The organism is Paraburkholderia sp. GAS38 (assembly GCF_050434965.1).
GTDB classification, from domain to species: domain Bacteria; phylum Pseudomonadota; class Gammaproteobacteria; order Burkholderiales; family Burkholderiaceae; genus Paraburkholderia; species Paraburkholderia phenazinium_A.
This window is the reverse complement of record NZ_JBNDJO010000003.1, coordinates 79,813-104,721: the sequence shown is the minus strand read 5'-3', so window position 1 is coordinate 104,721 and position 24,909 is coordinate 79,813. Positions and strand designations below refer to the sequence as shown.

Genomic DNA, 24,909 nt, shown 5'->3' with positions numbered 1-24,909 from the left:
ATAACCGCCCCTTGCATTCAGACGGCGCACGTGGCGCCGCGCACTATCGATGGCCTCCAACAAAGCACATCACGCCACCGGCTTCGCGGCCGGCGTCATCGCCGCAGCCATCGTCGCGCGCAGCAGCGCGAACGGCCCCTTCCATGTATGGGTGTTGCTGAGTTTCATTGCCGCCGTCGCGGGCGGTACTGCGCCGGACTGGCTTGAAGTGGCGTGGTGGTCGCGCAAGCGGCGCCTGTGGATCACCCATCGCACCGTCACGCATTGGGGGATTGGCTGGATCGCGCTGCTGGTGTTTTCTTATCGCGAGCTTGCGCATCATCAGACGCTCGCGGCGCTTGCGTTCGGGTTCGCCTGCGGCGGTCTGATGCATTTACTCGCGGACTGGCCCAACCCGCTCGGCGTGCCGTGGATCGCTGGACGGCACTCGCTTAACTGGTGGAATAGCGGGCATTGCGATCTGCTGGTGGTGGGGGCTTCGTGGATCGCGGCGTGGTTTGTGGCCGGCCATGTCTGGCTGCATGGCGTGCATGGGTTTGGGGTGTTGCAGCATTTGCGGGTGGGGTAGTTCTCCACAGATAATGTTCGCAAGCCTGTGGATATCCTGCGGACTCGTCACGCAAGTGTTTGAACCCATTGGCATTCGCGGCATTGCTAGCGGTACGTCACCGCCATGACCTTAATCAAGCCGCGCCCCACATCCCCAGCGCCCGTTTCAAGCGCAGCACACCTTCTTCAATCTCACCCACGCCAGGCGCCGCAAACGACAGCCGCAGCGACGCAAGATCCACGTTGTCCTTAAAGAACGCCACCCCAGGCACGAACATCACGTTCTGCTCGATACACGCCTTCAGATAAGCCGACGCGTCGCCGCCGCCCGCAAGCCGGCCCCACACGAACATCCCGCCGGCAGGACGATGAAACGCAACGTCGTCCTTCAGATGCGTTTGCAACGCATCGCATAACGTCGTGCACTTCAGCGCGTAGGCGGCGATGATCTTCGGCAGATGCCATTCGAGCGCGCCGCTCGCCAGATACTCCGCGGCGATCGCCTGAGTCCACGGCGAACTGCACAGATCCACGGTCTGTTTGGCGACGACACAGCGCCGCAAGATTTCCGCATGCGCGATGGTCCAGCCCACCCGCAAACCGGGCGCCACGATCTTCGACAGACTCGAGAAATGCACGACCCAGTCACGCGATCCCGGCACCTCGGCGCTCAAGGCGAGCAGCGAGGGCAACGGCTCGCCCGCAAAACGCAGATCGCCGTACGGATCGTCTTCGACCACCAGAAAACCGTAGCGCGCCGCCAGCTTCAGCAATGCGATACGCCGCTCATACGAGAGCGTCGCGCCAGTGGGATTCGCGAAAGTCGGCACCGTGTAGAGCAGCTTTGGCAGACGTTCGAGCGTGCCCGCTTCGAGCAGTGCGGCCAGCGCGGCCACATCGAGGCCGTCCTGATCGACGGGCACCGTCACCACCTCGGCCTGCTGCAGCTTAAGCGCCTGCAATGTAGCCGGGTAGGCCGGCTGTTCGACCAGCACCACATCCCCAGCACCCACCAGCACCCGCAGCAGCAAATCGAAGCCCTGCTGCGAACCGGTCGTTACCAGCAACTCCTGCGGCCTACACGGCGCGCCGCGGCGCGTCATCAGCCGGGCGAGTTCGTCTTTTAGAACCGGCAAGCCGTCGGTCGGACCGTATTGCAGGCAGAGCGTTGGCTGCTGCGACGCGCGCGCAGCAGCCGCATCGAGGCCCGCACGATCGAACAGGTCGCTCGCCGGATAACCGCCCGCGAACGAGATCATGCCCGGCTGGCCCAGGTACTTGAACAGTTCACGGATCGGCGAGCCGGTCGGTGCTTCGAACGGAGGGGTGAACTTGAACATGATTGGCGGTTGGCGTTTGACCGCTAACGCGGCCGATAGTAACTGGCTTACGGGGTGTGGCCTGAACGGCATGCGGCATGTGACATGCGGCGGTCCGCGACTCACGATCCGTGACTGGCGTCGATTGTGGTCAGCAACGGCACAGGCGGCAAACGATATCTAGTCACTACCTGTTGAGTTTTCGGAATCATCTGGACATGCAGTACGCTAGGCAAGCGCGTTAGCAGCCTCTAAACCACATTCTTTTCGACGATAGGCCGGTTCTCGAGCACACGCCCGAAACCAAGCGACGACAGATCCAGCGTCGTATAACGGCCCTGCAAGATCAGCTCGCTGACGCCGCGACCGGTTGCCGGCCCCTGCTGCAGACCGTGCCCGCTAAAGCCATTGGCGAAGATGCAATTATCGACATCCGGGTGGTGTCCGATGATGGCGTTCTGGTCCAGCACGTTGTACTCGTAATAGCCCGACCAGCAGTTCTGCACGCGCAGCGCCTCGAATTGCGGCACGCGATGCGCCAGCGTCGGCCAGATCACCTCGTCGAACAACGCGTGATCGACCTCGTCGAGCGGCAGATCGTCCGGATCGTTGTCGGCGCCTGGCGACGTGCCGCAGATAAACGATTTGCCTTCCGGGCGGAAATAGACCCCGGTCGGATCGATCAGCAGCGGACAGCGTTCGAGTTGAGCGGGCGAGCTCACGTTGAAAATGCTGCGGCGGCGTGCAAACACCGGAATGTCGATGCCGATCATCTCCGCCACCTTCCGCGACCACGCGCCGGCCGCATTGACGACCACGTCGCAGGCATACGTCTCGCCGCCCGCCGTCACCACCTGGGTGACACGCTTGCCGTCACGCTGCAACGCCACGACGTCATCGGCCACGTAGCGCGCACCGAGCGCCTGCGCCTTCTTGCGCAAGGCCTGCACGAGACCATAACCGTCGAACCAGCCCTCGCCGCTCTCGCCATAGGCACCCGCCACCAGGTCCTCGGTATTGAGCCAGGGAAAGCGCGCCTGCAGCGCCACCCTGTCGAGCAGACTGATGTCGGCGCCGAGGCTCTTCTGCAGCGCGTGATTTTCGCGCAGGGTCGACTCGCCGGCCGGCGTGGCGAGGAACAGATAACCGCCTTCATGCAGATCGATGGACGGCCTGGCCCCGTCGATCTCGAGCCGCTCGCCGATCGAACGCAAGAACTCGATGCCGAATAGCGACATCTGGATCGACAGCGGCGTAGAGAACTGCTGCCGGATCGACGCCGCCGATAACGCCGACGACGAGCGTGCATAGGTGGGATCGCGCTCGATCACGGTGACGCTGACCGTCGGGTCCGAGGCACGCAAAAAATACGCGATCGAGCTGCCGATCACGCCGCCACCGACGACGACCACTTTCGAACTCCCAGGCACACGCCGAGCCGCCCCCAAGTCTTCCACCCCATAGGAAGTCCCCGTGGCGGACGAATCCGCGTGGAGGGGCTGGTGCGAAGCGGCAGGGTTGGGGGCACTCATGATCGGCTCACCGGAAGCAGGCGCCGGCCGCCTCAGAGTGGCGGCCAGTCGAACACAGGTTGATAGGGGCTAGCGGCTTCATCGCAAGGCGGCGCGGCGCGCGGAAGGATGGTGCACCCGCACGTCCCTCATCTCGCGCTACGACGCGCGCTCAGCGCGTACTAAACTCGCTGAGCGCACGACGTTCCGCCTTTAGCCGATGTTGAAGTCGATACCTTGCGCCAGCGGCAATGCCGACGAGTAGTTGACCGTATTGGTGGCGCGGCGCATGTACGCCTTCCACGCATCCGAACCCGACTCGCGGCCGCCGCCCGTTTCCTTCTCGCCGCCGAAGGCGCCGCCGATTTCCGCGCCGCTCGGTCCGATGTTCACGTTGGCAATGCCGCAGTCGCTGCCGGCTGCCGAGAGGAAACGCTCCGCTTCACGCAGATCGGTGGTGAATACGCACGACGACAGGCCATGCACCGCCGCGTTGTTCGCTTCGACCGCATCCGCGAAATCCGTGTAGCGCAGCACGTAGAGGATCGGCGCGAAGGTTTCCTTCAGCACCACAGCCGTTTGCGACGGCATTTCCACCAGCGCCGGGCGCACATAGTGGCCGCCTTCGTAGCCCTTCACTTCGACACGCTCGCCGCCGAACACCTTGCCGCCTTCCGCGACAGCTTGCTGCAGCGCTTCCTGCATGCGGGCGAACGATTGCTTGTCGATCAGCGGGCCCATCAGCGTGCCCTTTTCGAGCGGGTCGCCGATCGGCACCTTGTTGTAGAGCTGCTTCAGACGCTCGACGGTCTGTTCGTACACGCTGTCGTGCACGAACAGGCGGCGCAGCGACGTGCAGCGCTGGCCCGCCGTACCCACCGCCGAGAACAGGATGCCGCGCAACGCGAGCTCGTGGTCGGCGCTCTGCGTGACGATGCCGGCGTTGTTGCCGCCCAGTTCGAGCAGCGAGCGGCCGAAACGCTTTGCCACTTCGACGCCAACCGTACGGCCCATTTCGGTGCTGCCGGTTGCGCTGACGATCGACGCACGCGGATCGGCGACCAGCTTTGCGCCGACGTCGCGACCACCGTTGATCAGCGCCGTCAGTCCTTGCGGCGCGTCGCCGAATTCCTTCAGCGCGTCGAGCAGGATCTGATTGACGGCGAGCGCGGTGAGCGGCGTCTTTTCGGACGGCTTCCAGATCACGGCGTTGCCGCACACCAGCGCGAGCGCGGCATTCCACGACCACACGGCGGCCGGGAAATTGAACGCGGAGATCACGACGCAAGTGCCCATGGGATGCCATGACTCAGCCATGCGGTGACCGGGACGCTCCGAGGCAATGGTCAGGCCGTACAACTGACGCGACAGGCCGACCGCGAAGTCGCAAATGTCGATCATTTCCTGCACTTCGCCCAAACCTTCCTGAAGGATCTTGCCGGTTTCGAGCGTGATGATGCTGCCGAGCGCCTGCTTTTTCTCGCGCAGACGGTTGCCGAGCAAACGCACCAGTTCGCCGCGCCGCGGGGCCGGGACGTTGCGCCATGCGTTGAAAGCCTGCTGCGCATTGGCGAGCGCCGCGTCGACGTCGGCCACGGTATTGCTGGCCACACGGCCAATGAGCTCGCCGGAGATCGGCGAATGAACCGCGATGTCGCCGGCTTGCGCCGCCTGGGCGATGCCGAGATCGGCGAGGATAGTCGAAGCGTTCATATGAAGAATCCCTTTAATTTCCAATGCGAAACAAGAGTAAGTTCGGAAACTATACACGCGGGGTTTTATGGGGGCAAGCGTAATCGCGGCGGCGGGTTGGGGCTGATTTCTTCATATTCGTCCTTTCATAGGTCCATCTGGGGTTTGAAGCATATGAAGGGCAAGCGCTTACACCAGCCGGAACTGGCCGCGGGCAGCGCCTCGATCAGGGTTGGTCTTGTTTCTTATTGGAAAGTATCCACCCTTGCGACGCACCCCATCGACCCGAGCCCTCCAGCCTGTCAGACACCCATCATCAAGCGGTCGACCAAAGCCCGCGCGAACGGCGGCAAATCCTTGACACTACGCACGCAGATTTTCAGCTTGCGCTCAGCCCAACCATCATTCAAGCGCACAAGCGCGATCTGCATGGTCTTCACATGACGCAGCGCGACGGATTCCGGCACGATGCCGATGCCCACGCCCGCTTCGATCATCCGGCAGGCGGCCTCGAAGTTGCCCACCTGGATACGCAGCTTGAGCCGCACCCCGAGGGTATCCGCGGCGCTCATGACGAACGCATGAATCGCACTCGAGGTGGGCAAGCCGACGAAGTTGTCTTCGAGCGTCTGCGCGAAATCGACCGAGCGCTCGTGCGCGAGCGCATGATCCTTCGACGTGACGAGGATCAGCCGGTCGTCGCGATAAGGCAGCATCTCCAGGTGCTCCGCATGCACGTTGCCGGCGACGATGCCGATATCCGTGGCGCTGTCTGCCACGCCCTTGACGATCTCGCCGCTCAGCACCTCGCGCAGGTCGATGTTGACGTCAGGGTGATCGCGCAGGAAGTGACTGAGCACCGTAGGCAGAAACTCGCTGATGGCGGTGGTATTGGCCCAGATCCGCACGTGACCCTTGATGCCTTCGCCGTACTCCTGCATGTCGCCGGCCAGATGCTCGACGCGTTCGAGCACCAGCCGCGCATGGTGCACAAACGCGTCGCCGGCGGGCGTGGGCGTCACGCCCTGGCTGGTTCGATAGAGCAGCTTGAAGCCGAGTTGCTCTTCGAGGTTCTTGATCCGGTTGCTCGCAGCCGGCGCAGAGAGATGGGAGCGTTCTGCTGCACGCGCCAGGTTCTTCGTGTCGGCAATATTGACGATGAGCCGCAGGTCTACGAAATCGAAATGCATGATGAAAGCCGAAGAAGTGAGCGCGGAGGGGATAGCTGGTCGCGACCGGCAGGTGGGCGGCGGACGTGCAAGCAGGGCGGCACACGCGACGCTGTTGAACGGCAATCTTAACCGGAGGCGAACCATGCGTTCGAAAAAGGCGAATGCCCCCGACCGAAGCGACGTGCCCTGCGCCGCGGCCCTCAAGCAAACGCCAACAACTTCTCAGCCAGCGCGTCCGGCGCACTAATCATGGCATCATGCCCGGTCGCGATCTCATCCCACGCCCAATCGTTTTGCGATTTGACGAAGTCGCGACTGCTTTGCAGCGGCCCATAGACGGGATCGACGCATTGGATATACACCTTCGGCAGCGTGCCGCCCGGCGGGCCTTTTAGCACCATGGGGTCATCGAAGGTCTTCAATGGATGGGGCGTGCAATGACGCTCGAGCAGCGCCACCTGCTCCGGCTCGACCACACCAAATGCACTCGCGGGCGGCACCGGAATGGTTAGCCCATTGCTGGTTTCCGTTGCCTGTTGCTTGCGAGCGGCGACGATCTCCGGAGGGAGCCGCGAGAATGCCGTCTCTCCAGCAGACAGCACTACGGCATCGAGAAACACCAGTTGACGAATTCGCTGCGGCACACGGTCCGCCGCGCCGAGCAGGGTCACACCGCCAAAGCTGTGCCCAACGAGAATCACCTCGGACAGATCGTGCCGCTCGAGTACATGAACGACGTCCTCGATAAACACCTGAAGATCGATCTCCGGCGAAATCAGATGGGCCCGGTCACCGAGCCCGCTGAGGGTCGGCGTGAACACCCGATGACCGTGCGAGCGCAAGTTCTGCGCGACCGCGTCCCAGCACCATCCACCGTGCCAGGCGCCGTGGACGAGCACATAGGTGCTCGATTTTGCGCCGCCCGTGGCGCCGGTTGCGCCGGTTGCGCCTTCGGTCATTGCCGCGTTCGTATTCTCAGACATAGCCAGGCTCCCCTTCCTCACAACACGCGATATGCGTGTCTGGAAACCCTAGCTTATCTCCGCGGCACCGAGCCGGAAAGTCGGCCGAACGGCCTATGCCCTTACCTCATAGCAGCCGCTACACTGCCCCACTCCCCAGCGCCTGGCTCTCGCCAGTCTCCGGCACACTGAGATCCGGCGAGATCTCTTCGAGCGTTTGCTGACTCGTCTCGATACGCAACGCGAGAATCGCCACACTGAGCAACAGCAGCACGCCGCCCACCATCGCCACCACACCCGTCACGCCGAAATGCGTGTACAACAGCAACGCGACGTAAGGCGTAGTCATGGAAGCGGCGCGCCCGCACGTCCCGGCGATACCCGTGCCGCGCAAACGGTGTGCGGTCGGGAAGAGTTCGGGAATATAGCCGAACAGACCTAGCGTGCACACCGTGTAGATCGTCGTAACGAGCGCGAAGCCCATAATCGAAATCGCCGCCGGCGCGCGCATCTGCACATAGAAGAAGCCGAGTACGATAGTCAGCAGCGAGAACAGCACGATGCCGTTGCGGCGTCCGATGCGATCCGTCACGAGGTAGCCGACCACCGCCCCCATCGGCGCACCGAAGGACATCAGCAGCACGAAGCCCAGCGATTGCACGATGGTCAGCCCTTCCTTGACGAAGAAGGTGGGCAGCCATGCGACAAAGCCGTACAGCGACATATTGATCGCCATGCAGGTGAGCGCGGCCACCAGCGTGCGGCCAATCATGCCGCGCGCGAACAGTGCCGACAACGGCGCGGCGGGCACTTCGTGGCTCACCACGCGCGCCACCGGCGGCAGCTTGCCGACGCGCGCCTCGACCTGCCGCTCGATGGCCGCGACCGTCGCTTCCGCCTCGTCCAGACGGCCGACCGTTTCGAGCCAGCGCGGCGATTCCGGCATCCGATGCCGCAGGAACCAGACGATCAACGCGCCAATACCGGCAATCGCGAACATATAACGCCAGCCCAGATGCGGGATCACCCAGTAGCCCACTGCGGTTGCCCCAAGCAGACCCGAGTTGATGATCAGCGCCAGCAGCGAGGTCCAACGGCCTCGCGTAGCCGGCGGCACGAATTCGCAGAGCGTGCCGGCCGCCACCACCAGTTCCGCACCGAGCCCGATCCCCATCAAAAAGCGCAGCAGGATCAGCCAGTAGATGTTCGGCGCAAAGCACGCCGCGAGGGAGGCGAGTCCGAAGATCGCCAGATTGGCCTGATAGGAATAGCGCCGCCCGAAGCGGTCGCCCAGATAGCCCGACAGCCCCGCGCCGATCATCATGCCCATGAACGTGGCAGAGATGAAAAACGAGCCGAGCCGTAGGTCGGTAAAGCCGCTCTTGACCATCGCGGCGAGCGAACCGTTGGCGAGATAGATGTCGAACGCGTCGAGAAACGCACCGGCGCCGATCAGGCCAAGGATTTGCCAGTGAAAACGGCTGATAGGCAGGCGGTCGAGCCGCGCGCCGGAATTGACGGTTGCCAAGCTGTGTCTCCTTAACGCACACGCGGAAGCGTCCGCGATCAACAGAGCTGCATGGCCGTCTTTGGAGGTGTGACGGCTCTGGCGCAAGCTCCTGGGTGGCGCGGCCTCGATTGGCCATCGCCCTAACAGACTAAGAGTGCAGTACCCGGCGCAACGTGGGAATTGGCATTATTGGAAGCCGGTGTTTCGCTGGCGTTAATGAGGGGGACGAAGCGAACCACGCCCGGCAGCCCCGGCTACGCGAGGCAGGTGTGAGGGCCACCGCGGCGCTGACAACGCGCCCAGAAGCGCCCGCTCAGCTCTGACCGACAATCCGCCGCGCCTTCAGGATCACCGGCAGGTCGACCATCTTGCCGTCGACGGCCACCGCGGCGCCATGGCTCGCCTCCACCGCCTCCAGCACACGCGCCGCCCAGGCCTGCTCGGCATCGCTCCATGCATACGCGCGATGCACCGCCTCGATCTGCTTCGGATGGATGCACAGCTTGCCGCCGAAGCCGAAGCGGCGTCCGCGCCGCGCCTCGGCTTCGATCGCGTCGGTGTCGGTAATCGTGGTGGACACGCCGTCGACCGGCGCGCCGATGCCCGCCAGCCGCGAGGCCAGCACGATCTGCGAGCGAAACAGGTGCAGTTCTTCACCGTCGCCGTCGATGCCAAGGTCAATCTGGAAATCGAGCGTCCCGAACACGATACGGCCCACCCGTGACGCCGCGCACAACGCCGCAAGATTCGCAAAGCCGCGTGCGGTTTCGACAATCGGCAGCACGCTGAGCGCGGCATGCGCATGGGCCAGCACGGCGGCAATGTGCTCCTGCGTTTCGGCCTTCGGCAACACCACGCCCGCTATGCCAGGATGGCCGGCAAGCGCAGCGATGTCGTCGGCGAACCAGCGGGTATCGGAACTGTTGATGCGCACCCACGCCGGTCGCGCCGCATCCGCCGCAGCTAGAACGGCGGCGCGCGCGGCCGGCTTTTCGTCGGGCTGCACGGCGTCCTCGAGGTCGAGGATCACCGCATCCGCGCCCGCCGCACGCGCCTTCTCGAAGCGCTCCGGCCGGTTGCCCGGCACGAACAGATACGAACGGGGCAGCGCGGCACTCATGCGGTGACCTCGGCATCGAACACGGATTCGACGCGCGCCTGCGACGCGATTTGCCACGCCGTCTCCAGCAACCGCGACGCTTCCTCGTCCGAGGCGGCGCCGGAAAACGCCGCCAGCCGCCGCAGCTTGGTTTCGATTTCATCGCGCGACAGCGTATTGCCCGGATCGCCCTTCGGCTCGTCGACGCGGCCATGCAGCGTGCGGCCGTCGCCGGTCAGCACCGTCACCTTGCCGATCCAGCGGGCCGGATAGGCGCTGTCCACTTCGGTGTCGAAGGCCATCTCCACCTTGTCGCGGAAGGCGGCAATCGCGTCGGTGTCGAAGCCCTGCTCGAACTCGGTGACGCCGGCATAGCCGTGATACGCGACCAGTCCCAGCACGGTACCCATGTTGAATTTCGCTTGATGCACGGTGCGCGGCGTCACCACGGCACCCAGCACATCGATGGCGCCTTGATGCACGTGAGCCGTCACTTTCACGATATCGCGTGGCGCGAGACGATGTTGCTGGATCACCGCGAGCAACGCATCCGCCGCCGGATGAGTGTGGCGGCAGGCCGCGTGGTACTTGAACGACGTCTCGGCGATAGCCCAGCGGCTGCCGAGCCGATCGACCAGGCGCGCGGGATCGGCGTCGCTCGACATGCCCGCCGCCATCCCCTGCGCGCCCTCGAGGATATGGGTGGCGCCCTTGAAGCCGTCCGCGGCGAGCTGGGCGGACATCAGACCGTTGGCGGCGGCCATCGCCGTATGCAGTTGCTTCGAATCGGCGGCGTCGCGCAGGAATTCCCACAGGCCGCTCGCCTGCGTGCCCGCCGAGCCGAACGCGTCCAGCATCTGCATGGGCGTCAGGCCGAGCAGCCGCCCGGCGGTCGCGGCGGCGGCCACGGTGCCGACCGTGCCGGTGGTGTGGAACACCTTGTAGTGCGAACGGCCGAGAAACTCGCCGATGCGAATGCCCACCTCGTAACCCGCCACCGCCGCCGCGATGAAGTCGCGCCCCGACGCGCGGTTCGCCTGCGCCAGCGCCAGCGCGACGGGAAACACCACCGTCGCCGGATGGAACACCGAGCCGTTGTGCACATCGTCCTGTTCGGCGAAATGCGACGCGGCACCGTTCACCATCGCGGCAAAATACGGCGTCGTGCAGCTACGGTCGATCAGAATTTCGCACGGGTCATCCGGCAACCCGCCGCCCGCCTGGCGCGCGAAGCGCGCAATCGTCTCGACGGGCCGCGCGCCCTTCCCGGCGAGCGCCGAGCCCAGCCAGTCCACATACAGATTGACGGTGCGCTCGACAACCGCCGCAGGGATGGCGTCGAAGTCCAGTTGTGCGGCGAAGGTCGCCAGCGTGAGGCTTGGGTGATCGGTCATGATAGGAGCGGAGTACCGTGAGGTTCGTAGGGGACGCTGCTTGCGCCATCGCGCCGTGGATCCGGGTAGTCGGACTTCCAGGTCAGCGGCGTCGGCATGGCAGGCGTCATGAGCGTATTGCGTCAGATCGCGCCGGCTGCGCGCAGCGCATCGATCTGCACACTGTCGTAGCCGAGTTCGCGCAGGATCGCGTCGGTATGCTCGCCGAGCGCCGGCACCGGGTCCATGCGCGGCTCGAAGCTCGTGGGCAGACCCGGCGGCAGCAAGGCCGGAATCGTCCCGGCCGGCGTGTCGACTTCCTGCCAGCGCTCGCGCGCCGCCAGTTGCGGATGCACCCACACGTCACTGAGCGTATTCATTTGCGCATTGGCGATGCCCGCTGCCTCGAGCCGTTCGATCACCTGCGCCGCCGTCAGCGGCGCAAACGCCTCGACAATCACACCGCGCAGCGCTTCGCGCGCCGCGGTGCGTTTGGAATTCGAGGCAAAGCGCGGATCGGTCGCGAGTTCGGGTTGCACGAGCACCTGATCGCAAAACAGCTTCCATTCGCGCTCGTTCTGCAGACCGAGCATCACCGTCTTGCCATCGCCGGCGGGGAACGGACCGTACGGATAGATAGTCGCGTGCGCAGCCCCGGAAAGTGCCGGCGGCGTCTGGCCGTCGATGGCGTAGTAAAGCGGATACCCCATCCACTCCACCATACTCTCCAGCATCGACACATCGATGCGGCAACCCCGTCCCGTACGCGGACGCAGCAACAACGCGCTCAGGATGTTCGAATACGCGTACATGCCCGCCGCGATATCCGCGATCGAGCAACCCGCCTTGGCCGGCTCACCGGGTGAACCCGTAATGGACAGAAAACCGGATTCGCTTTGAATCAGCAGGTCATAGGCCTTCTTGTCGCGATACGGACCGTCCGCGCCGTAGCCCGAAATATCGCAGACGATCAGTTGCGGATACCTCTCGCTCAACTTCTCGTAGCTCAGACCCAGCCGGTCCGCTGCGCCCGGGGCGAGGTTCTGCACCAGCACATCCGCGTCGGCGACCAGCGCGTCGAGAATCTTCGCGGCCGCCGGCTGCTTCAGGTCGAGTGCGAGGCTTTCCTTCGAACGATTGGTCCACACGAAATGCGACGACAAACCCTGCACGCGTTCATCGTAGCCGCGCGCAAAATCGCCCACGCCGGGACGCTCCACCTTGATCACACGAGCGCCGAGATCGGCGAGCTGACGCGTGCAGAACGGCGCCGCAATGGCATGCTCCAGGGTGACGACCTTGATACCGTCGAGAGGTCTCATCGATGCTTCCTTCACCTTCACCATCAGAACGAACGCGGCAAGCCGAGAATATGTTCGGCCACGTACGACAGGATCAGGTTCGTCGAAATCGGCGCAACCTGATACAGCCGTGTTTCGCGGAACTTGCGTTCCACGTCGTATTCGCACGCAAAGCCAAAGCCGCCGTGGAATTGCAGACAGGCGTTGGCCGCCTCCCATGACGCATCCGCGGCCAGCAGCTTCGCCATGTTCGCCTGGGCGCCGCAGGGCTCGTGGGCGTCGAAGCGGCGCGCGGCTTCGAAACGCATCAGGCTTGCCGCTTCGACGTTGACGAACGAGCGCGCAATCGGAAACTGCACGCCCTGGTTCTGCCCGATGGGACGGCCAAACACGACGCGTTCTTTCACATACGCGGACACCTTGTCCACGAACCAGTAACCATCTCCGATACACTCGGCCGCGATCAGCGTGCGTTCCGCGTTCAGCCCATCAAGGATGTATTTGAAACCCTGCCCTTCCTCGCCGATCAGGTTTTCCGCGGGGATTTCCAGGTTGTCGAAGAACAGTTCGCTGGTCTCGTGATTGACCATGTTCAGGATTGGCTGCACGGTCAGGCCGTGGCCGATCGCCTCGCGCAGATCGACGATAAAGATCGACATGCCTTCGGATTTTTTCTTCACGTCGGCGAGCGGCGTGGTGCGCGCCAGCAGGATCATCAGATCCGAGTGCAGCACGCGCGAGATCCATACCTTCTGACCGTTGATTACGTAACGGTCGCCACGGCGCTCGGCGGTAGTCTTGATCTTCGTGGTGTCCGTGCCGGTGCTGGGTTCGGTCACGCCCATCGACTGCAGACGCAATTCGCCGCTCGCGATCTGCGGCAGATACTTGCGTTTCTGTTCAGCCGAACCGTGCCGCAGCAGCGTGCCCATGTTGTACATCTGGCCGTGGCACGCGCCCGAATTGCCGCCCGCGCGATTGATTTCCTCCATGATGACCGAGGCTTCGGTCAGACCGAGTCCCGAGCCGCCGTATTCCTGCGGGATCAATGCAGCGAGCCAGCCCGCTTTGGTCAGCGCATCGACAAAGGCTTCGGGATAGCCACGCGCTTCGTCGATCTTGCGAAAGTATTCGCCGGAAAACTGCTGGCACAGATCGCGAACGGCTTCGCGAATGTCCTGGAAAGAATCCTGTTGCGTCGTTTGCATGGAAATCGGGTTCGAAAGAAAACGGTGGTGATCAAGGGGCCGGCCATCCGGCGTTCAGGCGGTCCGGTGACGGAACCTCCCAACGCTCAGGCCAGCGCAGCAGTGGCACGCATCGTCAGATAGCCCTCGTGGTCTTTGGCCCACAGGTCGATGGTCTTGCCGTCCTCAGACGGCTTGCCGCACACCGTGAGCGGCCGGTTGGCGAAGGTGGGACGCACCGCCTTGAAGGCGAAGCTTTGCAGTGTGGCCTCGGGCAATTCGCGGCGCACGAGGTCGACCAGCAGCGTTGCAATCAGCGGACCATGCACGATCAGATCCGGATAACCCTCGACCTCGGTCACGTACGGATAGTCGTAATGGATGCGATGGCCGTTGAAGGTCAGCGCCGAGTAGCGGAACAGCAGCAAGGGGTCGGCATGAACGGTGCGGCGCCACGTTTCGCCTTCCGGCGCCGGGGCCGCTTTCGGCGGCGGCGCGTCGGGATGCGGCGCGTCGCGATAGACAATGTCGTGCTCTTCCTCGATCCTCAGTTCGCCGGCAACTTCAACGGTGTGCTGCACGGTGACGAACACGAGGCGGCCCGAGCGACCGGTTTTGTCCTCGATATTCGCAATCGTCGAAGTGCGGACGGCGCGCTCGCCCACCTTCAGCGGCATATGAAATGTGAGGCGGCCACCGGCCCACATGCGGCGCGGCAGCGGCACCGGCGGTAGGAACGCGCCGCGCTTCGGGTGCCCGTCCGGCCCGGCCTCCGCGAGAGGCGAAATGGGCAGGAAGTACAGCCAGTGCCATAGCGGCGGCACGAGATCGCCCGCTTCGTTCCAGTCCAGCGTCGCCGCCATTGCCTGCAACGGAAAAGCCGTGATGTTGTCTTTGACCACGTCCTGTTTGTCGAGCCAGGCGTCGAGATTCTGGGTGGAAGCAGACATGCGCGGTACTCCGGAGACGCCAAATAGAGCCTCACTATGAACCTTGCAGTGTCATCCGCGAAGTTCGCATTTCTGAAGCGGGTCTTTGGCTTTGGTTAAGACGGCAGGCAGGCTTACACGTTCGAGACCAGGCACTCAAGCCGGAGTTCTGTCGAATTGGAGAGCAAGACCCGGAGTGTCTAGCGTCGCGCGCGTCCGTACACTGAGTCTATTGAAGCAGATTTCGGAGCCGAGCATGAATACCGTATTGAAGCCCCTTCCCGGCCGCGAGCCCATCATGGACACCACAGGCGTTGCGACCGAAGCCCCTCGCGCAGAAATGACGCAACGCGTCGACGCGATAGATTGGCACACGGTGGAAGACGACCTGAACCAGCACGGCAGCGCGATGCTGCGCGGTCTGCTGTCGGGGCAGGAATGCGACGCGCTCGCCGCGCTCTATGCACAGGACGCGTTGTATCGCAGCCGCGTCGTGATGGCGCGGCACGGCTTTGGCCGCGGCGAATACAAATACTTCGGCTATCCGCTGCCGAATCTCGTCGATACGTTGCGGACCTCCGTCTATCCACATCTCGTGCCGGTGGCGAACCGTTGGAATCAGATCATGCGTATCGACGTGCGTTATCCGGACCAGCACGCCGAGTTCATCCAACGCTGCCACGACGCCGGTCAGATCCGGCCGACGCCGCTTATGCTGCAGTACACCAAAGACGACTACAACTGCCTGCATCAGGATCTGTACGGCGAACATGTGTTTCCACTGCAGCTCGCCATATTGCTGTCGGAGCCGGGGCAGGACTTCACGGGGGGCGAGTTCGTGATGACCGAGCAGCGGCCGCGCATGCAGTCGCGCGTGGAAGTTGTGCCGCTGACCAAAGGCGACGCCGTGGTGTTTGCCGTTCATCACCGGCCCGTGCAAGGCACACGCGGCAGTTATCGGGTCAATTTGCGGCACGGTGTCAGCCGGCTGCACTCGGGCCATCGGCACACACTGGGCGTGATCTTTCACGACGCGTCGTAAGCAAGTGCCTGGTTCGGCCATGGCGCGACGCAGGCCGTACAGGAAGACAGCGTCTCATCCCGCCTCGCCGTTCCACCCCTTGAACTCCTCCACCAGAAAGTCCACACAGGCCCGCACTTTCGCCGAACTCGCACGTCGCTCCGGGTAGACCGCCCATACGTTGGCCGGCTGCGACGCCTGCGGCAACACCTGCACCAAGGTGCCGTTCGCCAGCAGCGGCGCCACGTCCCAGATCGAACGCAGCACGATGCCGTAACCAGCCACCGCCCATTGCACGGCAATCTCACCGTGATTGGTCGACAGCGGCCCGGTGACCTTCAACTGCGACTCCTTGCCGTTGACCGTCAGCCGCCACACGCCGAACGGGTGATCGCGCTCCTTGATGACGAGGCAACGATGCGCCGCGAGATCGCCCAACTCGCGTGGCTTGCCATGACGCTCCAGATACGCCGGCGCCGCGCACAGCACGCGATGATTCGACGCCAGCTTGCGCGCAATCAGATGCGGTGCGATGTCGTCGCCGATCCGCACGTCCAGATCGAAGCCTTCGGCCGCCACATCGACGATCCGGTCGAACAGATCCAGCCGCACGTTCAACTGCGGATACGCCGCCGACAAGCGCGCCACCGCAGGCGCGACCACGTGCCGGCCGAAGCCGAAGCTGCTGGAAATGCGCAGCGTGCCGCTCGGTGTGCGGCGAGCGGTGGACACGTCTTCCACCAGATGTTCGACGTCGTCGAGAATCTTCTCGGCCCACGCGAACACCTGCGCGCCCGCCTCGGTGATCGTCACGCGGCGGGTGGAGCGATGCAGCAAGCGCGTGCCGAGGTCCGCTTCGAGCATCGCGACGCGCTTGCTGACGAAGGCGGGCGACACGCCCAGCAGCTCGGCCGTCGCACTGAAACTGGCATGCCGGGCCACCGCGCAAAACACGCGCAGGTCGGCGAGATTGGGAGTTTTATTCACGATTCGTGGAAAGTGGATTAACCGGTAGCAGGCTGTCGCGCCTCGTTCGCATCAATAGAATGGATTCAGTCGCGCGGCCTCCCGCGCATTGTCCTCTTTCAACGGCGCAACGCCACTTTCCCGGACGTTCGACATGACCCGCAAACAGCACCGTATCGCCGTAATCCCCGGCGACGGCATCGGCAAGGAAGTCATGCCCGAGGCCATCCGTGTCCTCGACGCAGTGAGCCGCCGCTTCGGCATTGAGCTTTCATACAAGCAGATCGATTGGGCCAGTTGCGACTACTATGCGCAGCACGGCCAGATGATGCCCGACGACTGGAAAGCCCAGCTCGCCGATTGCGATGCCATCCTGTTCGGCGCGGTCGGCTGGCCCGACACCGTGCCCGATCACATTTCGTTGTGGGGCTCGCTGCTCAAGTTCCGCCGCGAATTCGACCAGTACGTCAACCTGCGTCCGGCGCGCACCTTCGAAGGCGTGCGCTCGCCGCTCGCCGCCCACAACGCGCAGGGTATCGACTTCTTCGTCGTGCGCGAAAACACCGAGGGCGAATATTCATCGGTGGGCGGCACGATGTTCGAAGGCACCGAGCGCGAAGTGGTGATGCAGCAGTCCATCTTCACGCGCCATGGCACGAATCGCGTCCTGAAGTTCGCCTTCGATCTCGCGCAACGCCGCGAGCGCCGTCACGTGACGGTCGCCACCAAGAGCAACGGTATCGCCATCAGCATGCCGTGGTGGGACGAACGCGCGGCCGAAATAGCGGCCACCTACCCGGACATCACATGGGACAAGCAGCATATCGACATCCTGTGTGCGCGTTTCGTGTTGCAGCCGCAGCGCTTCGACGTCGTGGTGGCCTCCAACCTGTTCGGCGACATCCTCTCGGATCTCGGTCCGGCCTGCACGGGCACGATCGGAATTGCACCGTCCGCGAACCTGAATCCGGAGCGGCGCTTTCCGTCCCTGTTCGAACCGGTGCATGGCTCGGCGCCGGATATCGCCGGACAGCAGATTGCCAATCCGGTGGCCATGATCTGGTCGGCGGCGATGATGCTCGATTTCCTCGGCGAAGGCGCGGGCGCTGAACACGACGCGCATGAAGCGATTGTCGCGGCGATCTCCGAGGTGTTGAAACAGGGACCGCATACGCGCGATATGGGCGGTACGGCGTCGACGGACGAGATTGGTGCGGCGATTGCGGAGCGGGTTGGGAACCACGTTTGAGGTTGCGAAGGAGCCGGCTTCTTTCTGATGGAGCTGGTCGCCTTGCTTAAGCCATGACCGCGTGCAGGATGCGCGTGGTCTCAGCTACTCGCCGCAAGATACGCACTCGGCGTGGTCCCCACCGTGCGCTTGAAATGCCGCCCCAGATGGCTCTGATCGAAGAAGCCCACCTCCGTCGCCACGATGGACGGCGGCAAGCCCCGGCGCAATAGCCGCTGCGCATGGCGGATCCTGACGAGGCACACGTAGCGATGCGGCGAGATCCCCACCTCCGCACGGAACAGCGCGGCGAAGCGCGATACGCTCAGGTCTGCCTTCGCAGCCAGCGTCGCGAGCGTCACGGGTTGGGAGAACGAGGTTTCGATGAATTCGATCGCCCGCTCGATCGGCCGTGTCGCGCGACGCGGCTGGCCGAGCGCCGTGGACAGCGTGAGCGATGCGGCCGGCGCGTCGCCGGTCGTATCGTGCGTGTCTGCGCCTTCGTCCTCGTCTGCAAACAGCCCTGCAAAATGGGCCACATCAGCGTCCAGTTGAGCGGTCAGCATGATCTCGATTCCCTATGCGGCCTGCTGCGCCTGGGTAGCGACCGCAGCGAAGCGGCGAATATCGAAGGGTTCCAGCGGCGTGCTGGTCGCGCCGGTATCGATCAGCTCGGCCATCGTATCGCCGACGCCCGGTCCAAGCTGAAAGCCGTGTCCGCAGAAACCAAACGCGTAGTAGAGGCCGCTGACATTGCCGCTCGCGCCCATGATGGGCCGGTCGTCCGGCATATAGCCTTCAATGCCGCTCCACACGCGAATGATGTTGAGCTTCGCGAGCGCCGGCGCCAGCCGATGCATCTGCTTGAACTGCAGCAACGTGTTCTGCGGCAAGACGTACGCACGCCGCACGTCCGGATAAGCCGGCCCGCGAGCACAGCCGCCGATCACGATGTTGCCGCGCGTGACCTGGCGGAAATACAGCACTTCCTCGATATTTGGCGACGAGACGCCCACCACCGGTTGAATCCCATACGTGGTCGGTTCGGTCACGGCCATTTGCGGACCGTGCACGGCAATCGGCACCGGCTCGCCGAACTGTTCGCTCAGCAAACTGCCCCAAGCCCCCGCCGTCACCAGCAACACGGGCGCATGAAACGTGCGGCCGTCCGTACTGGTGGCGCGAAACTCCGCGCCTTCCTTTTCGACGGTGGCAATCTCGGTGTTCTCGACGATCTGCGCGCCAAGACGCGCAGCAGCGCGGCCGAATGCGGGCGCCGCGAGTCGCGGATTCGCGTGACCGTCCTTCTCCGAATACGATGCGGACAGCACTTCGGGTCCAAGAAACGGAAAGCGCGCTTTCATTTCCGCGCCGCGAAAGAGGTCGAGTTTCAGGCCGTACTGGCTGGCCTCTTTTGCATAGACTTCGAATTGATCGGCCTGCTCGTCGCGATAGCACACGCGAATATGACCGGACATCAAAAATTCCGCGTCGTGCTGGATCAGTTCAGGCAGCTTGCCCCAGATCTCACGCGAACGATTCGCCAGCGGCAATTGCGGCAGGAAGCGCCCCTGGCGCCGCACGTTGCCGAAGTTGGTGCCGCTGGCCTGCTGCCCTATCAGACCGCGCTCGAGGAGAATCACCGAACGGCCACGCTGGCGCAGGAAAAAGGCGGTGGCCGCACCCATGAAGCCACCCCCGACAATGACCACATCTGCTTGTGAGCGGCTCATTCGACCTCCTCAACAGTCGCGATCGAAAGCGGCTTGACGGGCGCTTGTCCGCGCAACCGGCCGACCATTTCGACCGGCACGCCTGCCGCATCCGCGATGATTTCCGCGGCCGCGTGGCCGCAATAACGTCCCTGGCAACGTCCCATGCCGACGCGGCTAAAGGCCTTCGCGCGGTTCGCTTCGCAAGCGCCTTCGTCGCGCGTGACGCGGCGCAATTCGCCCACGGTAATCCCTTCGCAACGGCACACCACCGTGTCGTCCGACAGACGCGCCGCCTGCGCGGCGGGCCACGGAAAGGCCTCCACCAGGCCCAGGCGGAAACGATCCATCTTCTGCTGCTGGCGTTTCAATTCGTCCAGGGTCGACGCGTCGATTGTGTGGCCGAGGTCGGACAAGGCGGCATAGGCGGCAAGACGCCCTGCCAGCTCCGCGCCATCCGCACCGAGCACGCGAACGCCGTCTCCCGCCAGATATACGCCCGCTTGCGAGCTGCGACCCAGTTCGTCGATCTGCGGCAACCATTGACGGGTCGGTTCATCGAAGCGAAACGCGCAGCGCGCGAGATCGGCCAGTTGCGTTTCCGGGCGCAAGTGATAGCCGAGCGCCACCGCATCGCAGACAATCCGTTGCTCGCGGCCGCTCGCGTCGCGATACGTCACGCCTTGCACACCGTCCGCGTCAGTGCCGACGATCTCCAGCGGTTCGATGCCGTTCACCACGCTCACGCCCGCCTTCTTCAACGACGACACCAGCGCCGCGCCCTTCTTCAGCACATCGGGACGCGCGAGCAGTTTCGGCAACGCACGCAGGCGCTGAGCGAACTTCGAGGTATCGAGTACGGCCGCCACTTGCGCGCCGGCTTGCACATACTGATTCGCCACCAGATACAGCAGCGGCCCCGAACCCATAAACACCACCTTGCGGCCGATCGAAACCGCCTGCGACTTCAGCGCAATCTGCGACGCCCCAAGGCTGTAGGTGCCGGCAAATTGCCAGCCCTTTACCGGCATCAGGCGGTCGGTGGCGCCGGGGCACAGGATCAGCGCGTCGTAGGGCAGCGCACTCGCATGCCCTTCGTGCACGAGATGCAGCTTGCGTTCAGCCACATTCCACGCCAGCGTGTTGGGCCGGTAGTCGATCTTCGGGCGCAGCCGCTCGAACGTCGTATGCAGGTCTTCGGCGCGAGCCGCTTCGGTGCCGTACAGTTTTGCGTAGGGACGCCCGAAGTTCTCCGGCTGCCGGCGATAGATCTGCCCGCCGTCGCGACGGCTTTCGTCAATCACGATCGGGCTGATGCCGGCGGCCAGCAGCGTCTGCGCGCAGCGCACGCCGGCCGGCCCGGCGCCCACGATGACGACGCGCGGTTGACCCGTCACAGGTTGGCCCATTGCGCCTCCGCTTGAGTGGTGACAATCTGCAGGCCTTCGCTGACCACGGTCGTACAGGCGCGCAGCCGCTCGCCCTCCGCAGTCCAGACCCAGCAGTCCTGGCAGGCGCCCATCAGGCAGAAGCCCGCGCGCACTTCGTTGCCGAATTCGGACTGACGCACATGATCCACCGAGCAGAGCATCGCAACCAGCAGCGTATCGCCCGCCAGCGCCTCGACATCCTTGCCGTCCACGCGAATCGCGACGGTCTTGCGTCCGGTCTCGCCGAGCCGGATAAATCGTCCATTCATGCTGTAGCTCCGTGCGCGCCGCTGTGGTCCGTAACCGCCGCGCTGTCGACTCGCTCGTCCATCCGCTCGTCCATCCGGTTAGTCAGCACATGGCGCAGAAATTCGCGCGTACGAGCCTCGCGCGGCGTACACAACACCTGCTGCGCGCTACCCTCTTCGATAATCTGGCCGCCATGCAGGAAGCAGACACGATCCGCCACCTCACGCGCAAAGCCCATCTCATGCGTGACCACCAGCATGGTCATGCCTTCGCGCGCCAGGGTGCGCATGACCGCGAGGACTTCACCGACCAGCTCGGGATCGAGCGCCGAGGTGGGTTCGTCGAACAGGATGGCTTTGGGTTTCATTGCCAGCGAGCGTGCAATGGCCACGCGTTGCTGCTGTCCGCCGGACAGTTGATGCGGATACGCATGCAGCTTCTCGCCCAGCCCCACCTTGCCCAACAGCTCGATGGCGTCGCGGCGCGCTTCTTGCGTCGGCTCGCCCTTCACATGCACGGGGCCTTCCATCACGTTCTCGAGCGCCGTGCGGTGCGGAAACAGATTGAAGCGCTGGAACACCATGCCCACCTGGGTGCGCAAGCGGTTGATCTGACGCGAACGCTGTTCGACGCGTTGGTCCAGCAGCTTGATCTCGCCGGTGTCGTAGGACTCGAGCGCATTGATACAGCGCAACAGGGTCGACTTGCCGGAACCCGATGCGCCGATCAGGCACACGACTTCGCCCTGCTTGATATTCAACGAAATGCCCTTCAGCACCGGGGTGGCGCCGAAGCTCTTGTGCACATCAACGATCTCGATCATGGCATCCTCGCTTAAGGCTATTTGGCCTTGTGCTTGCCGAAACGCTTTTCCAGCCGGCGCGTCAGGCTCATCAGCGGCAGGCTCATCGCCAGATAACCCAGCGCCACCAGCGTATACACCGTCACGTTCTGAAACGTGGATGCGGCGATCAACTGACCCTCGCGCGTCATCTCGGCGACGGTGATCGTCGAGGCCAGCGACGAGTCCTTCAACATCATCACCAGCGTATTCGCATACGGCGGCAAGGCAACGCGCACGGCCTGCGGCAGGATCACGCGGTACATCGTCTTCACGCGGCCCATGCCGATCGACTGGGCCGCTTCGAACTGGCCGGGGTCGACGGCCTCGATCCCCGAGCGGATGATTTCCGCCACATAGGTCGAGTAGCCGAACCCCAGGCCGATGACGCTCGCTTCGAGCGCCGTCATCTGAATGCCGACGTCCGGCAGCACGAAGTAGATATAAAACAGCAGCACGATCATCGGCAAACCGCGCACCACGTTGATCATCGCACTGACCACCGTGACCACGCCCGGGTGGCGCGACATCTTCAACAGCGCCCAGACCAGCCCGAGCACGGTACTCAACACCAGGCAGCCCAGCGTGATGACAATGCTCATCAGGGCGCCGCTGAACAGAATCGGAACAAAATCGGTTATATCGCGCCAATGCATAGTGTGCTCTTCAGAACGCGATCAGCTCGCCAGATTCCATTTCTTCAGGATCGCGTTGAGCGAGCCGTCGGCCTTCATTTTCGTCAGAGCGTCGTTGATCTTGGCGAGCAACGCGGCATTGCCCTTCTTCACGGCAATCGCGATGTCGAACTTCTGCATCGGCACGTAATCGTCCACCACGCGTGCGCCGCGCAAACCGCCCGAGGCTTCCTGCGCCTTCAGGATCGGATAGTCGCTAAAGCCCGCGGTGATGCGACCCAGCACCACGTCGCGCGTCATGTCGGCGGGGCTGTCGTACATCTTCACTTCCTTGAAGATGCCGAGCTTGACCAACTGGTCGCCGTAATCGGTACCGGTCGGCGCGCCGACCACGGTGCCCTTCAGGTCCTGCACCGACTTGTAGTTGGTCTTGTTCGAGTCCTTGACGATGATGCCTTCGCCGAACGCGGTGACCGGCTGCGAGAAATCGACCACTTCAGCGCGCTTCTCGGTCGGCGTCATGCCGGCCACGATGATGTCGATCTTGCCCGACACCGCCGACTGGATCAGCGCCGAGAACGGCACCGCATCGAACGAAACGTTAAAGCCTTCGCGCTTGCCGATGGCGTCCACCACATCGGGCATCAGGCCTTCGATCTTCTGCGTCTTCACATCCATGAAGGTGGTCGGCGCGCTCGACGGCGGCGAACCGGCGGTGAGCGTCGGCGTGTCGGCAGCGTGGCTCAGGCTGGCACCGAGCATGACGGAGAGGGCGACGCCGGCCTGGAGAGCGAAGCGTTGAACGGCTTGCAGGCGTGCTGCGGGGCGAAGCTCACGGGTGAAACGCAACATGGTCATCCTCAGAGTGGGTAGTGAACACTGCAACTGCTACGGCGCCGCGCGCGTAGCAGCCAACAACGGGTATTGCCCCTGCATCGCTTCAATGCAGAATGTCCTGCAAGCGGTAATACGCGCCGACGAGCGGCAGAAACCACGCGTGACCGAAATGGCCTGGAATCGCAGGCCATTCGAGCGTGCGCCACGGATTGCGCGTCGCAGCGCCGAACATCACGTCGGCCATCACGCGACCCATGTGCACCGACATCTGCACACCGTGGCCGCTATAGCCCATCGAGTAAAACAGTCCTTCGTGCTGGCCCGCGCGCGGCAGCCGGTCGGCCGTCATGTCGACGAGACCGCCCCAGCAGTAATCGAGCCGCACGTCGGCCAGTTTCGGGAAATAGCCGGCGAGTCCGGCGCGCAGAATCCGGCCGCTCTTTTCGTCGGAGCGGGGGTTCGACATCGCGAAGCGCGCCCGGCCGCCGAACAGCAGACGGTTGTCCGCCGTCGCCCGAAAGTAGTTGCCGATATTGCGCGTAGTCACATAGGCACGCCGCTTCGGCACGAACTCGTCGAGCTGGGCCGTCGTCAACGGTTCGGTGACGACGATGAAGCTGCCCACCGGCGCAATGCGCCGCCGAAACCATTGCAACGGCCCGATCTGCGAAGCGCCTGTGGCGACCAGCACACGTCCGGCGCGGATCGTGCCGAACTCGGTCGTCACTTCGTAACGCTCGTCTTCGAGACGCTTCAGGCCGGTCACCGGCGTGTGCTCGAAAATGCGCGCACCGTGTCGGGCGGCAGCCGTGGCGAGACCCACGCCGAACTTGCCCATATGCATCTGCGCGCCGTTACGCTGCACGAGGCCGCCGTAGAAGCCGTCCGAGCCGACCTCTTCGCGAATCCGCTCGGGCGGAATCAGTTCGACCTCCGAATCGACGTTTTTCAGCAGCGATTCGTAGGTCTTCGCGAGCTTGTCGAAGTGCTGCGGTTTCGCCGCCAGCTTGATCTTGCCGCCGCGCACGAAGTCGCAATCGATCTTCTCTTCGCTGACGATCGAGGCCACCGTCGCCACGGCGCTTTCATACGCACGATAGAAATCGCGCGCGTGGTCGGCGCCGATGCGCGCGGCCAACGCTGCGTAGTCGTGAGCAAGGCCGGTGTTGCACTGGCCGCCGTTGCGGCCCGACGCCTCACCGGCGATGCGCCCGGCCTCCAGCACGGTCACCGGAATGCCGCGCTTCGCAAGCTCGAGCGCCGCGGACAGGCCCGTAAAGCCGCCGCCGATCACCACCACATCGGAGCCGGCCTCAACCGGGCCTTGCTGCCCGTGCAAAAACGGCGGAGCGGTATCGAGCCAGTACGAATCGAGCTTCATCAGGT

General features: G+C 63.9%; 23 protein-coding genes. 3 read left to right on the top strand and 20 right to left on the bottom strand.

The window, feature by feature from the left end; translation table 11 throughout:
* Nucleotides 1–49: 49 nt before the first annotated feature.
* Nucleotides 50–568 (top strand): metal-dependent hydrolase, encoded by a 519-nt coding sequence (locus tag P3T42_RS08055; protein WP_429305681.1) that lies wholly within the window; start codon nt 50–52, stop codon nt 566–568.
* Between the two features lie 115 nt (nt 569–683).
* On the opposite strand, the gene P3T42_RS08050 is transcribed toward P3T42_RS08055, so the two are convergent.
* The 11 genes from P3T42_RS08050 to P3T42_RS08000 form a co-directional block, all read right to left on the bottom strand.
* The gene (locus tag P3T42_RS08050; RefSeq protein ID WP_429305680.1) at nt 684–1,889 is read right to left on the bottom strand and encodes a PLP-dependent aminotransferase family protein; all 1,206 of its coding nucleotides are present in this window, start codon (nt 1,887–1,889) and stop codon (nt 684–686) included.
* Between the two features lie 230 nt (nt 1,890–2,119).
* A complete protein-coding gene (locus tag P3T42_RS08045) occupies nt 2,120–3,400 on the bottom strand; it encodes an NAD(P)/FAD-dependent oxidoreductase (protein ID WP_429305679.1) in 1,281 nt (426 codons plus the stop codon).
* Nucleotides 3,401–3,592: 192 nt separating this feature from the next.
* Nucleotides 3,593–5,092, bottom strand: coding sequence for an L-piperidine-6-carboxylate dehydrogenase (amaB, locus tag P3T42_RS08040; protein WP_429305678.1), 1,500 nt, complete (start codon nt 5,090–5,092; stop codon nt 3,593–3,595).
* 281 nt (nt 5,093–5,373) lie between these two features.
* Nucleotides 5,374–6,261: a LysR family transcriptional regulator gene (locus P3T42_RS08035; protein ID WP_074294347.1), complete on the bottom strand. Its 888-nt coding sequence runs from the start codon at nt 6,259–6,261 to the stop codon at nt 5,374–5,376.
* Between the two features lie 182 nt (nt 6,262–6,443).
* Nucleotides 6,444–7,226, bottom strand: a complete 783-nt coding sequence (locus P3T42_RS08030) for an alpha/beta fold hydrolase (protein WP_429305677.1) — start codon at nt 7,224–7,226, stop codon at nt 6,444–6,446.
* A 118-nt stretch (nt 7,227–7,344) separates the two neighbouring features.
* Nucleotides 7,345–8,733 (bottom strand): MFS transporter, encoded by a 1,389-nt coding sequence (locus P3T42_RS08025; protein ID WP_429305676.1) that lies wholly within the window; start codon nt 8,731–8,733, stop codon nt 7,345–7,347.
* A 295-nt stretch (nt 8,734–9,028) separates the two neighbouring features.
* Complete coding sequence (locus tag P3T42_RS08020) at nt 9,029–9,835, bottom strand: HpcH/HpaI aldolase/citrate lyase family protein (RefSeq protein ID WP_429305675.1); 807 nt, start codon at nt 9,833–9,835, stop codon at nt 9,029–9,031.
* Nucleotides 9,832–11,208: an MmgE/PrpD family protein gene (locus tag P3T42_RS08015; protein ID WP_429305674.1), complete on the bottom strand. Its 1,377-nt coding sequence runs from the start codon at nt 11,206–11,208 to the stop codon at nt 9,832–9,834. Before P3T42_RS08015 ends, P3T42_RS08020 begins: the two co-directional genes overlap by 4 nt.
* Before the next feature lie 122 nt (nt 11,209–11,330).
* Complete coding sequence (locus tag P3T42_RS08010; RefSeq protein ID WP_429305673.1) at nt 11,331–12,509, bottom strand: CaiB/BaiF CoA transferase family protein; 1,179 nt, start codon at nt 12,507–12,509, stop codon at nt 11,331–11,333.
* Nucleotides 12,510–12,532: 23 nt separating this feature from the next.
* Nucleotides 12,533–13,696 carry an acyl-CoA dehydrogenase family protein gene (locus P3T42_RS08005; RefSeq protein WP_429305672.1) on the bottom strand — a complete coding sequence of 388 codons (1,164 nt, stop codon included), beginning with the start codon at nt 13,694–13,696 and terminating at the stop codon, nt 12,533–12,535.
* Nucleotides 13,697–13,782: 86 nt separating this feature from the next.
* Entirely contained in the window at nt 13,783–14,625 is an 843-nt protein-coding gene (locus P3T42_RS08000; protein WP_074294341.1) for an FAS1-like dehydratase domain-containing protein, read from the bottom strand.
* Between the two features lie 235 nt (nt 14,626–14,860).
* Here P3T42_RS08000 and P3T42_RS07995 point away from each other — a divergent pair, with 235 nt between their 5' ends.
* Nucleotides 14,861–15,646 carry a 2OG-Fe(II) oxygenase gene (locus P3T42_RS07995; RefSeq protein WP_429305671.1) on the top strand — a complete coding sequence of 262 codons (786 nt, stop codon included), beginning with the start codon at nt 14,861–14,863 and terminating at the stop codon, nt 15,644–15,646.
* 54 nt (nt 15,647–15,700) lie between these two features.
* Here the strand turns inward: P3T42_RS07995 and P3T42_RS07990 are convergent, their stop codons facing one another.
* Entirely contained in the window at nt 15,701–16,612 is a 912-nt protein-coding gene (locus P3T42_RS07990) for a LysR substrate-binding domain-containing protein (RefSeq protein WP_429305670.1), read from the bottom strand.
* Between the two features lie 133 nt (nt 16,613–16,745).
* On the opposite strand from P3T42_RS07990, the gene P3T42_RS07985 reads away from it, so the two are divergent.
* Nucleotides 16,746–17,840, top strand: a complete 1,095-nt coding sequence (locus P3T42_RS07985; RefSeq protein WP_074294339.1) for a tartrate dehydrogenase — start codon at nt 16,746–16,748, stop codon at nt 17,838–17,840.
* Between the two features lie 80 nt (nt 17,841–17,920).
* On the opposite strand, the gene P3T42_RS07980 is transcribed toward P3T42_RS07985, so the two are convergent.
* The 8 genes from P3T42_RS07980 to P3T42_RS07945 all read right to left on the bottom strand — a co-directional run bounded on the left by P3T42_RS07980 (nt 17,921) and on the right by P3T42_RS07945 (nt 24,904).
* Nucleotides 17,921–18,268 (bottom strand): helix-turn-helix domain-containing protein, encoded by a 348-nt coding sequence (locus P3T42_RS07980; protein ID WP_074297062.1) that lies wholly within the window; start codon nt 18,266–18,268, stop codon nt 17,921–17,923.
* A 129-nt stretch (nt 18,269–18,397) separates the two neighbouring features.
* A complete protein-coding gene (locus P3T42_RS07975) occupies nt 18,398–19,552 on the bottom strand; it encodes an NAD(P)/FAD-dependent oxidoreductase (protein ID WP_074294338.1) in 1,155 nt (384 codons plus the stop codon).
* The gene (locus tag P3T42_RS07970) at nt 19,549–20,940 is read right to left on the bottom strand and encodes an NAD(P)/FAD-dependent oxidoreductase (protein WP_074294337.1); all 1,392 of its coding nucleotides are present in this window, start codon (nt 20,938–20,940) and stop codon (nt 19,549–19,551) included. Before P3T42_RS07970 ends, P3T42_RS07975 begins: the two co-directional genes overlap by 4 nt.
* Nucleotides 20,925–21,230, bottom strand: a complete 306-nt coding sequence (locus P3T42_RS07965; protein WP_074294336.1) for a (2Fe-2S)-binding protein — start codon at nt 21,228–21,230, stop codon at nt 20,925–20,927. The genes P3T42_RS07970 and P3T42_RS07965 overlap by 16 nt, the downstream gene beginning before the upstream one ends.
* The gene (locus tag P3T42_RS07960; RefSeq protein ID WP_429305669.1) at nt 21,227–22,033 is read right to left on the bottom strand and encodes an amino acid ABC transporter ATP-binding protein; all 807 of its coding nucleotides are present in this window, start codon (nt 22,031–22,033) and stop codon (nt 21,227–21,229) included. The genes P3T42_RS07965 and P3T42_RS07960 overlap by 4 nt, the downstream gene beginning before the upstream one ends.
* A 17-nt stretch (nt 22,034–22,050) precedes the next feature.
* Nucleotides 22,051–22,707 carry an amino acid ABC transporter permease gene (locus P3T42_RS07955; protein WP_074294335.1) on the bottom strand — a complete coding sequence of 219 codons (657 nt, stop codon included), beginning with the start codon at nt 22,705–22,707 and terminating at the stop codon, nt 22,051–22,053.
* 21 nt (nt 22,708–22,728) lie between these two features.
* Nucleotides 22,729–23,538, bottom strand: coding sequence for an ABC transporter substrate-binding protein (locus tag P3T42_RS07950; RefSeq protein ID WP_074294334.1), 810 nt, complete (start codon nt 23,536–23,538; stop codon nt 22,729–22,731).
* Nucleotides 23,539–23,626: 88 nt separating this feature from the next.
* Entirely contained in the window at nt 23,627–24,904 is a 1,278-nt protein-coding gene (locus P3T42_RS07945) for an NAD(P)/FAD-dependent oxidoreductase (RefSeq protein ID WP_429305668.1), read from the bottom strand.
* Nucleotides 24,905–24,909: the final 5 nt, after the last annotated feature.

What these genes read in the sequence shown, in the direction of transcription:
- P3T42_RS08005 (WP_429305672.1), bottom strand. Translation starts at nt 13,696, where the DNA reads ATGCAAACGACGCAACAGGATTCTTTCCAGGACATTCGCGAAGCCGTT.
- P3T42_RS07970 (WP_074294337.1), bottom strand. Translation starts at nt 20,940, where the DNA reads ATGGGCCAACCTGTGACGGGTCAACCGCGCGTCGTCATCGTGGGCGCC.
- P3T42_RS07975 (WP_074294338.1), bottom strand. Translation starts at nt 19,552, where the DNA reads ATGAGCCGCTCACAAGCAGATGTGGTCATTGTCGGGGGTGGCTTCATG.
- P3T42_RS08030 (WP_429305677.1), bottom strand. Translation starts at nt 7,226, where the DNA reads ATGTCTGAGAATACGAACGCGGCAATGACCGAAGGCGCAACCGGCGCA.
- P3T42_RS08035 (WP_074294347.1), bottom strand. Translation starts at nt 6,261, where the DNA reads ATGCATTTCGATTTCGTAGACCTGCGGCTCATCGTCAATATTGCCGAC.
- P3T42_RS08010 (WP_429305673.1), bottom strand. Translation starts at nt 12,509, where the DNA reads ATGAGACCTCTCGACGGTATCAAGGTCGTCACCCTGGAGCATGCCATT.
- P3T42_RS08050 (WP_429305680.1), bottom strand. Translation starts at nt 1,889, where the DNA reads ATGTTCAAGTTCACCCCTCCGTTCGAAGCACCGACCGGCTCGCCGATC.
- P3T42_RS07965 (WP_074294336.1), bottom strand. Translation starts at nt 21,230, where the DNA reads ATGAATGGACGATTTATCCGGCTCGGCGAGACCGGACGCAAGACCGTC.
- P3T42_RS08015 (WP_429305674.1), bottom strand. Translation starts at nt 11,208, where the DNA reads ATGACCGATCACCCAAGCCTCACGCTGGCGACCTTCGCCGCACAACTG.
- P3T42_RS07950 (WP_074294334.1), bottom strand. Translation starts at nt 23,538, where the DNA reads ATGTTGCGTTTCACCCGTGAGCTTCGCCCCGCAGCACGCCTGCAAGCC.
- P3T42_RS08020 (WP_429305675.1), bottom strand. Translation starts at nt 9,835, where the DNA reads ATGAGTGCCGCGCTGCCCCGTTCGTATCTGTTCGTGCCGGGCAACCGG.
- P3T42_RS08000 (WP_074294341.1), bottom strand. Translation starts at nt 14,625, where the DNA reads ATGTCTGCTTCCACCCAGAATCTCGACGCCTGGCTCGACAAACAGGAC.
- P3T42_RS07955 (WP_074294335.1), bottom strand. Translation starts at nt 22,707, where the DNA reads ATGCATTGGCGCGATATAACCGATTTTGTTCCGATTCTGTTCAGCGGC.
- P3T42_RS07995 (WP_429305671.1), top strand. Translation starts at nt 14,861, where the DNA reads ATGAATACCGTATTGAAGCCCCTTCCCGGCCGCGAGCCCATCATGGAC.
- P3T42_RS08055 (WP_429305681.1), top strand. Translation starts at nt 50, where the DNA reads ATGGCCTCCAACAAAGCACATCACGCCACCGGCTTCGCGGCCGGCGTC.
- amaB (WP_429305678.1), bottom strand. Translation starts at nt 5,092, where the DNA reads ATGAACGCTTCGACTATCCTCGCCGATCTCGGCATCGCCCAGGCGGCG.
- P3T42_RS08045 (WP_429305679.1), bottom strand. Translation starts at nt 3,400, where the DNA reads ATGAGTGCCCCCAACCCTGCCGCTTCGCACCAGCCCCTCCACGCGGAT.
- P3T42_RS07960 (WP_429305669.1), bottom strand. Translation starts at nt 22,033, where the DNA reads ATGATCGAGATCGTTGATGTGCACAAGAGCTTCGGCGCCACCCCGGTG.
- P3T42_RS07945 (WP_429305668.1), bottom strand. Translation starts at nt 24,904, where the DNA reads ATGAAGCTCGATTCGTACTGGCTCGATACCGCTCCGCCGTTTTTGCAC.
- P3T42_RS07985 (WP_074294339.1), top strand. Translation starts at nt 16,746, where the DNA reads ATGACCCGCAAACAGCACCGTATCGCCGTAATCCCCGGCGACGGCATC.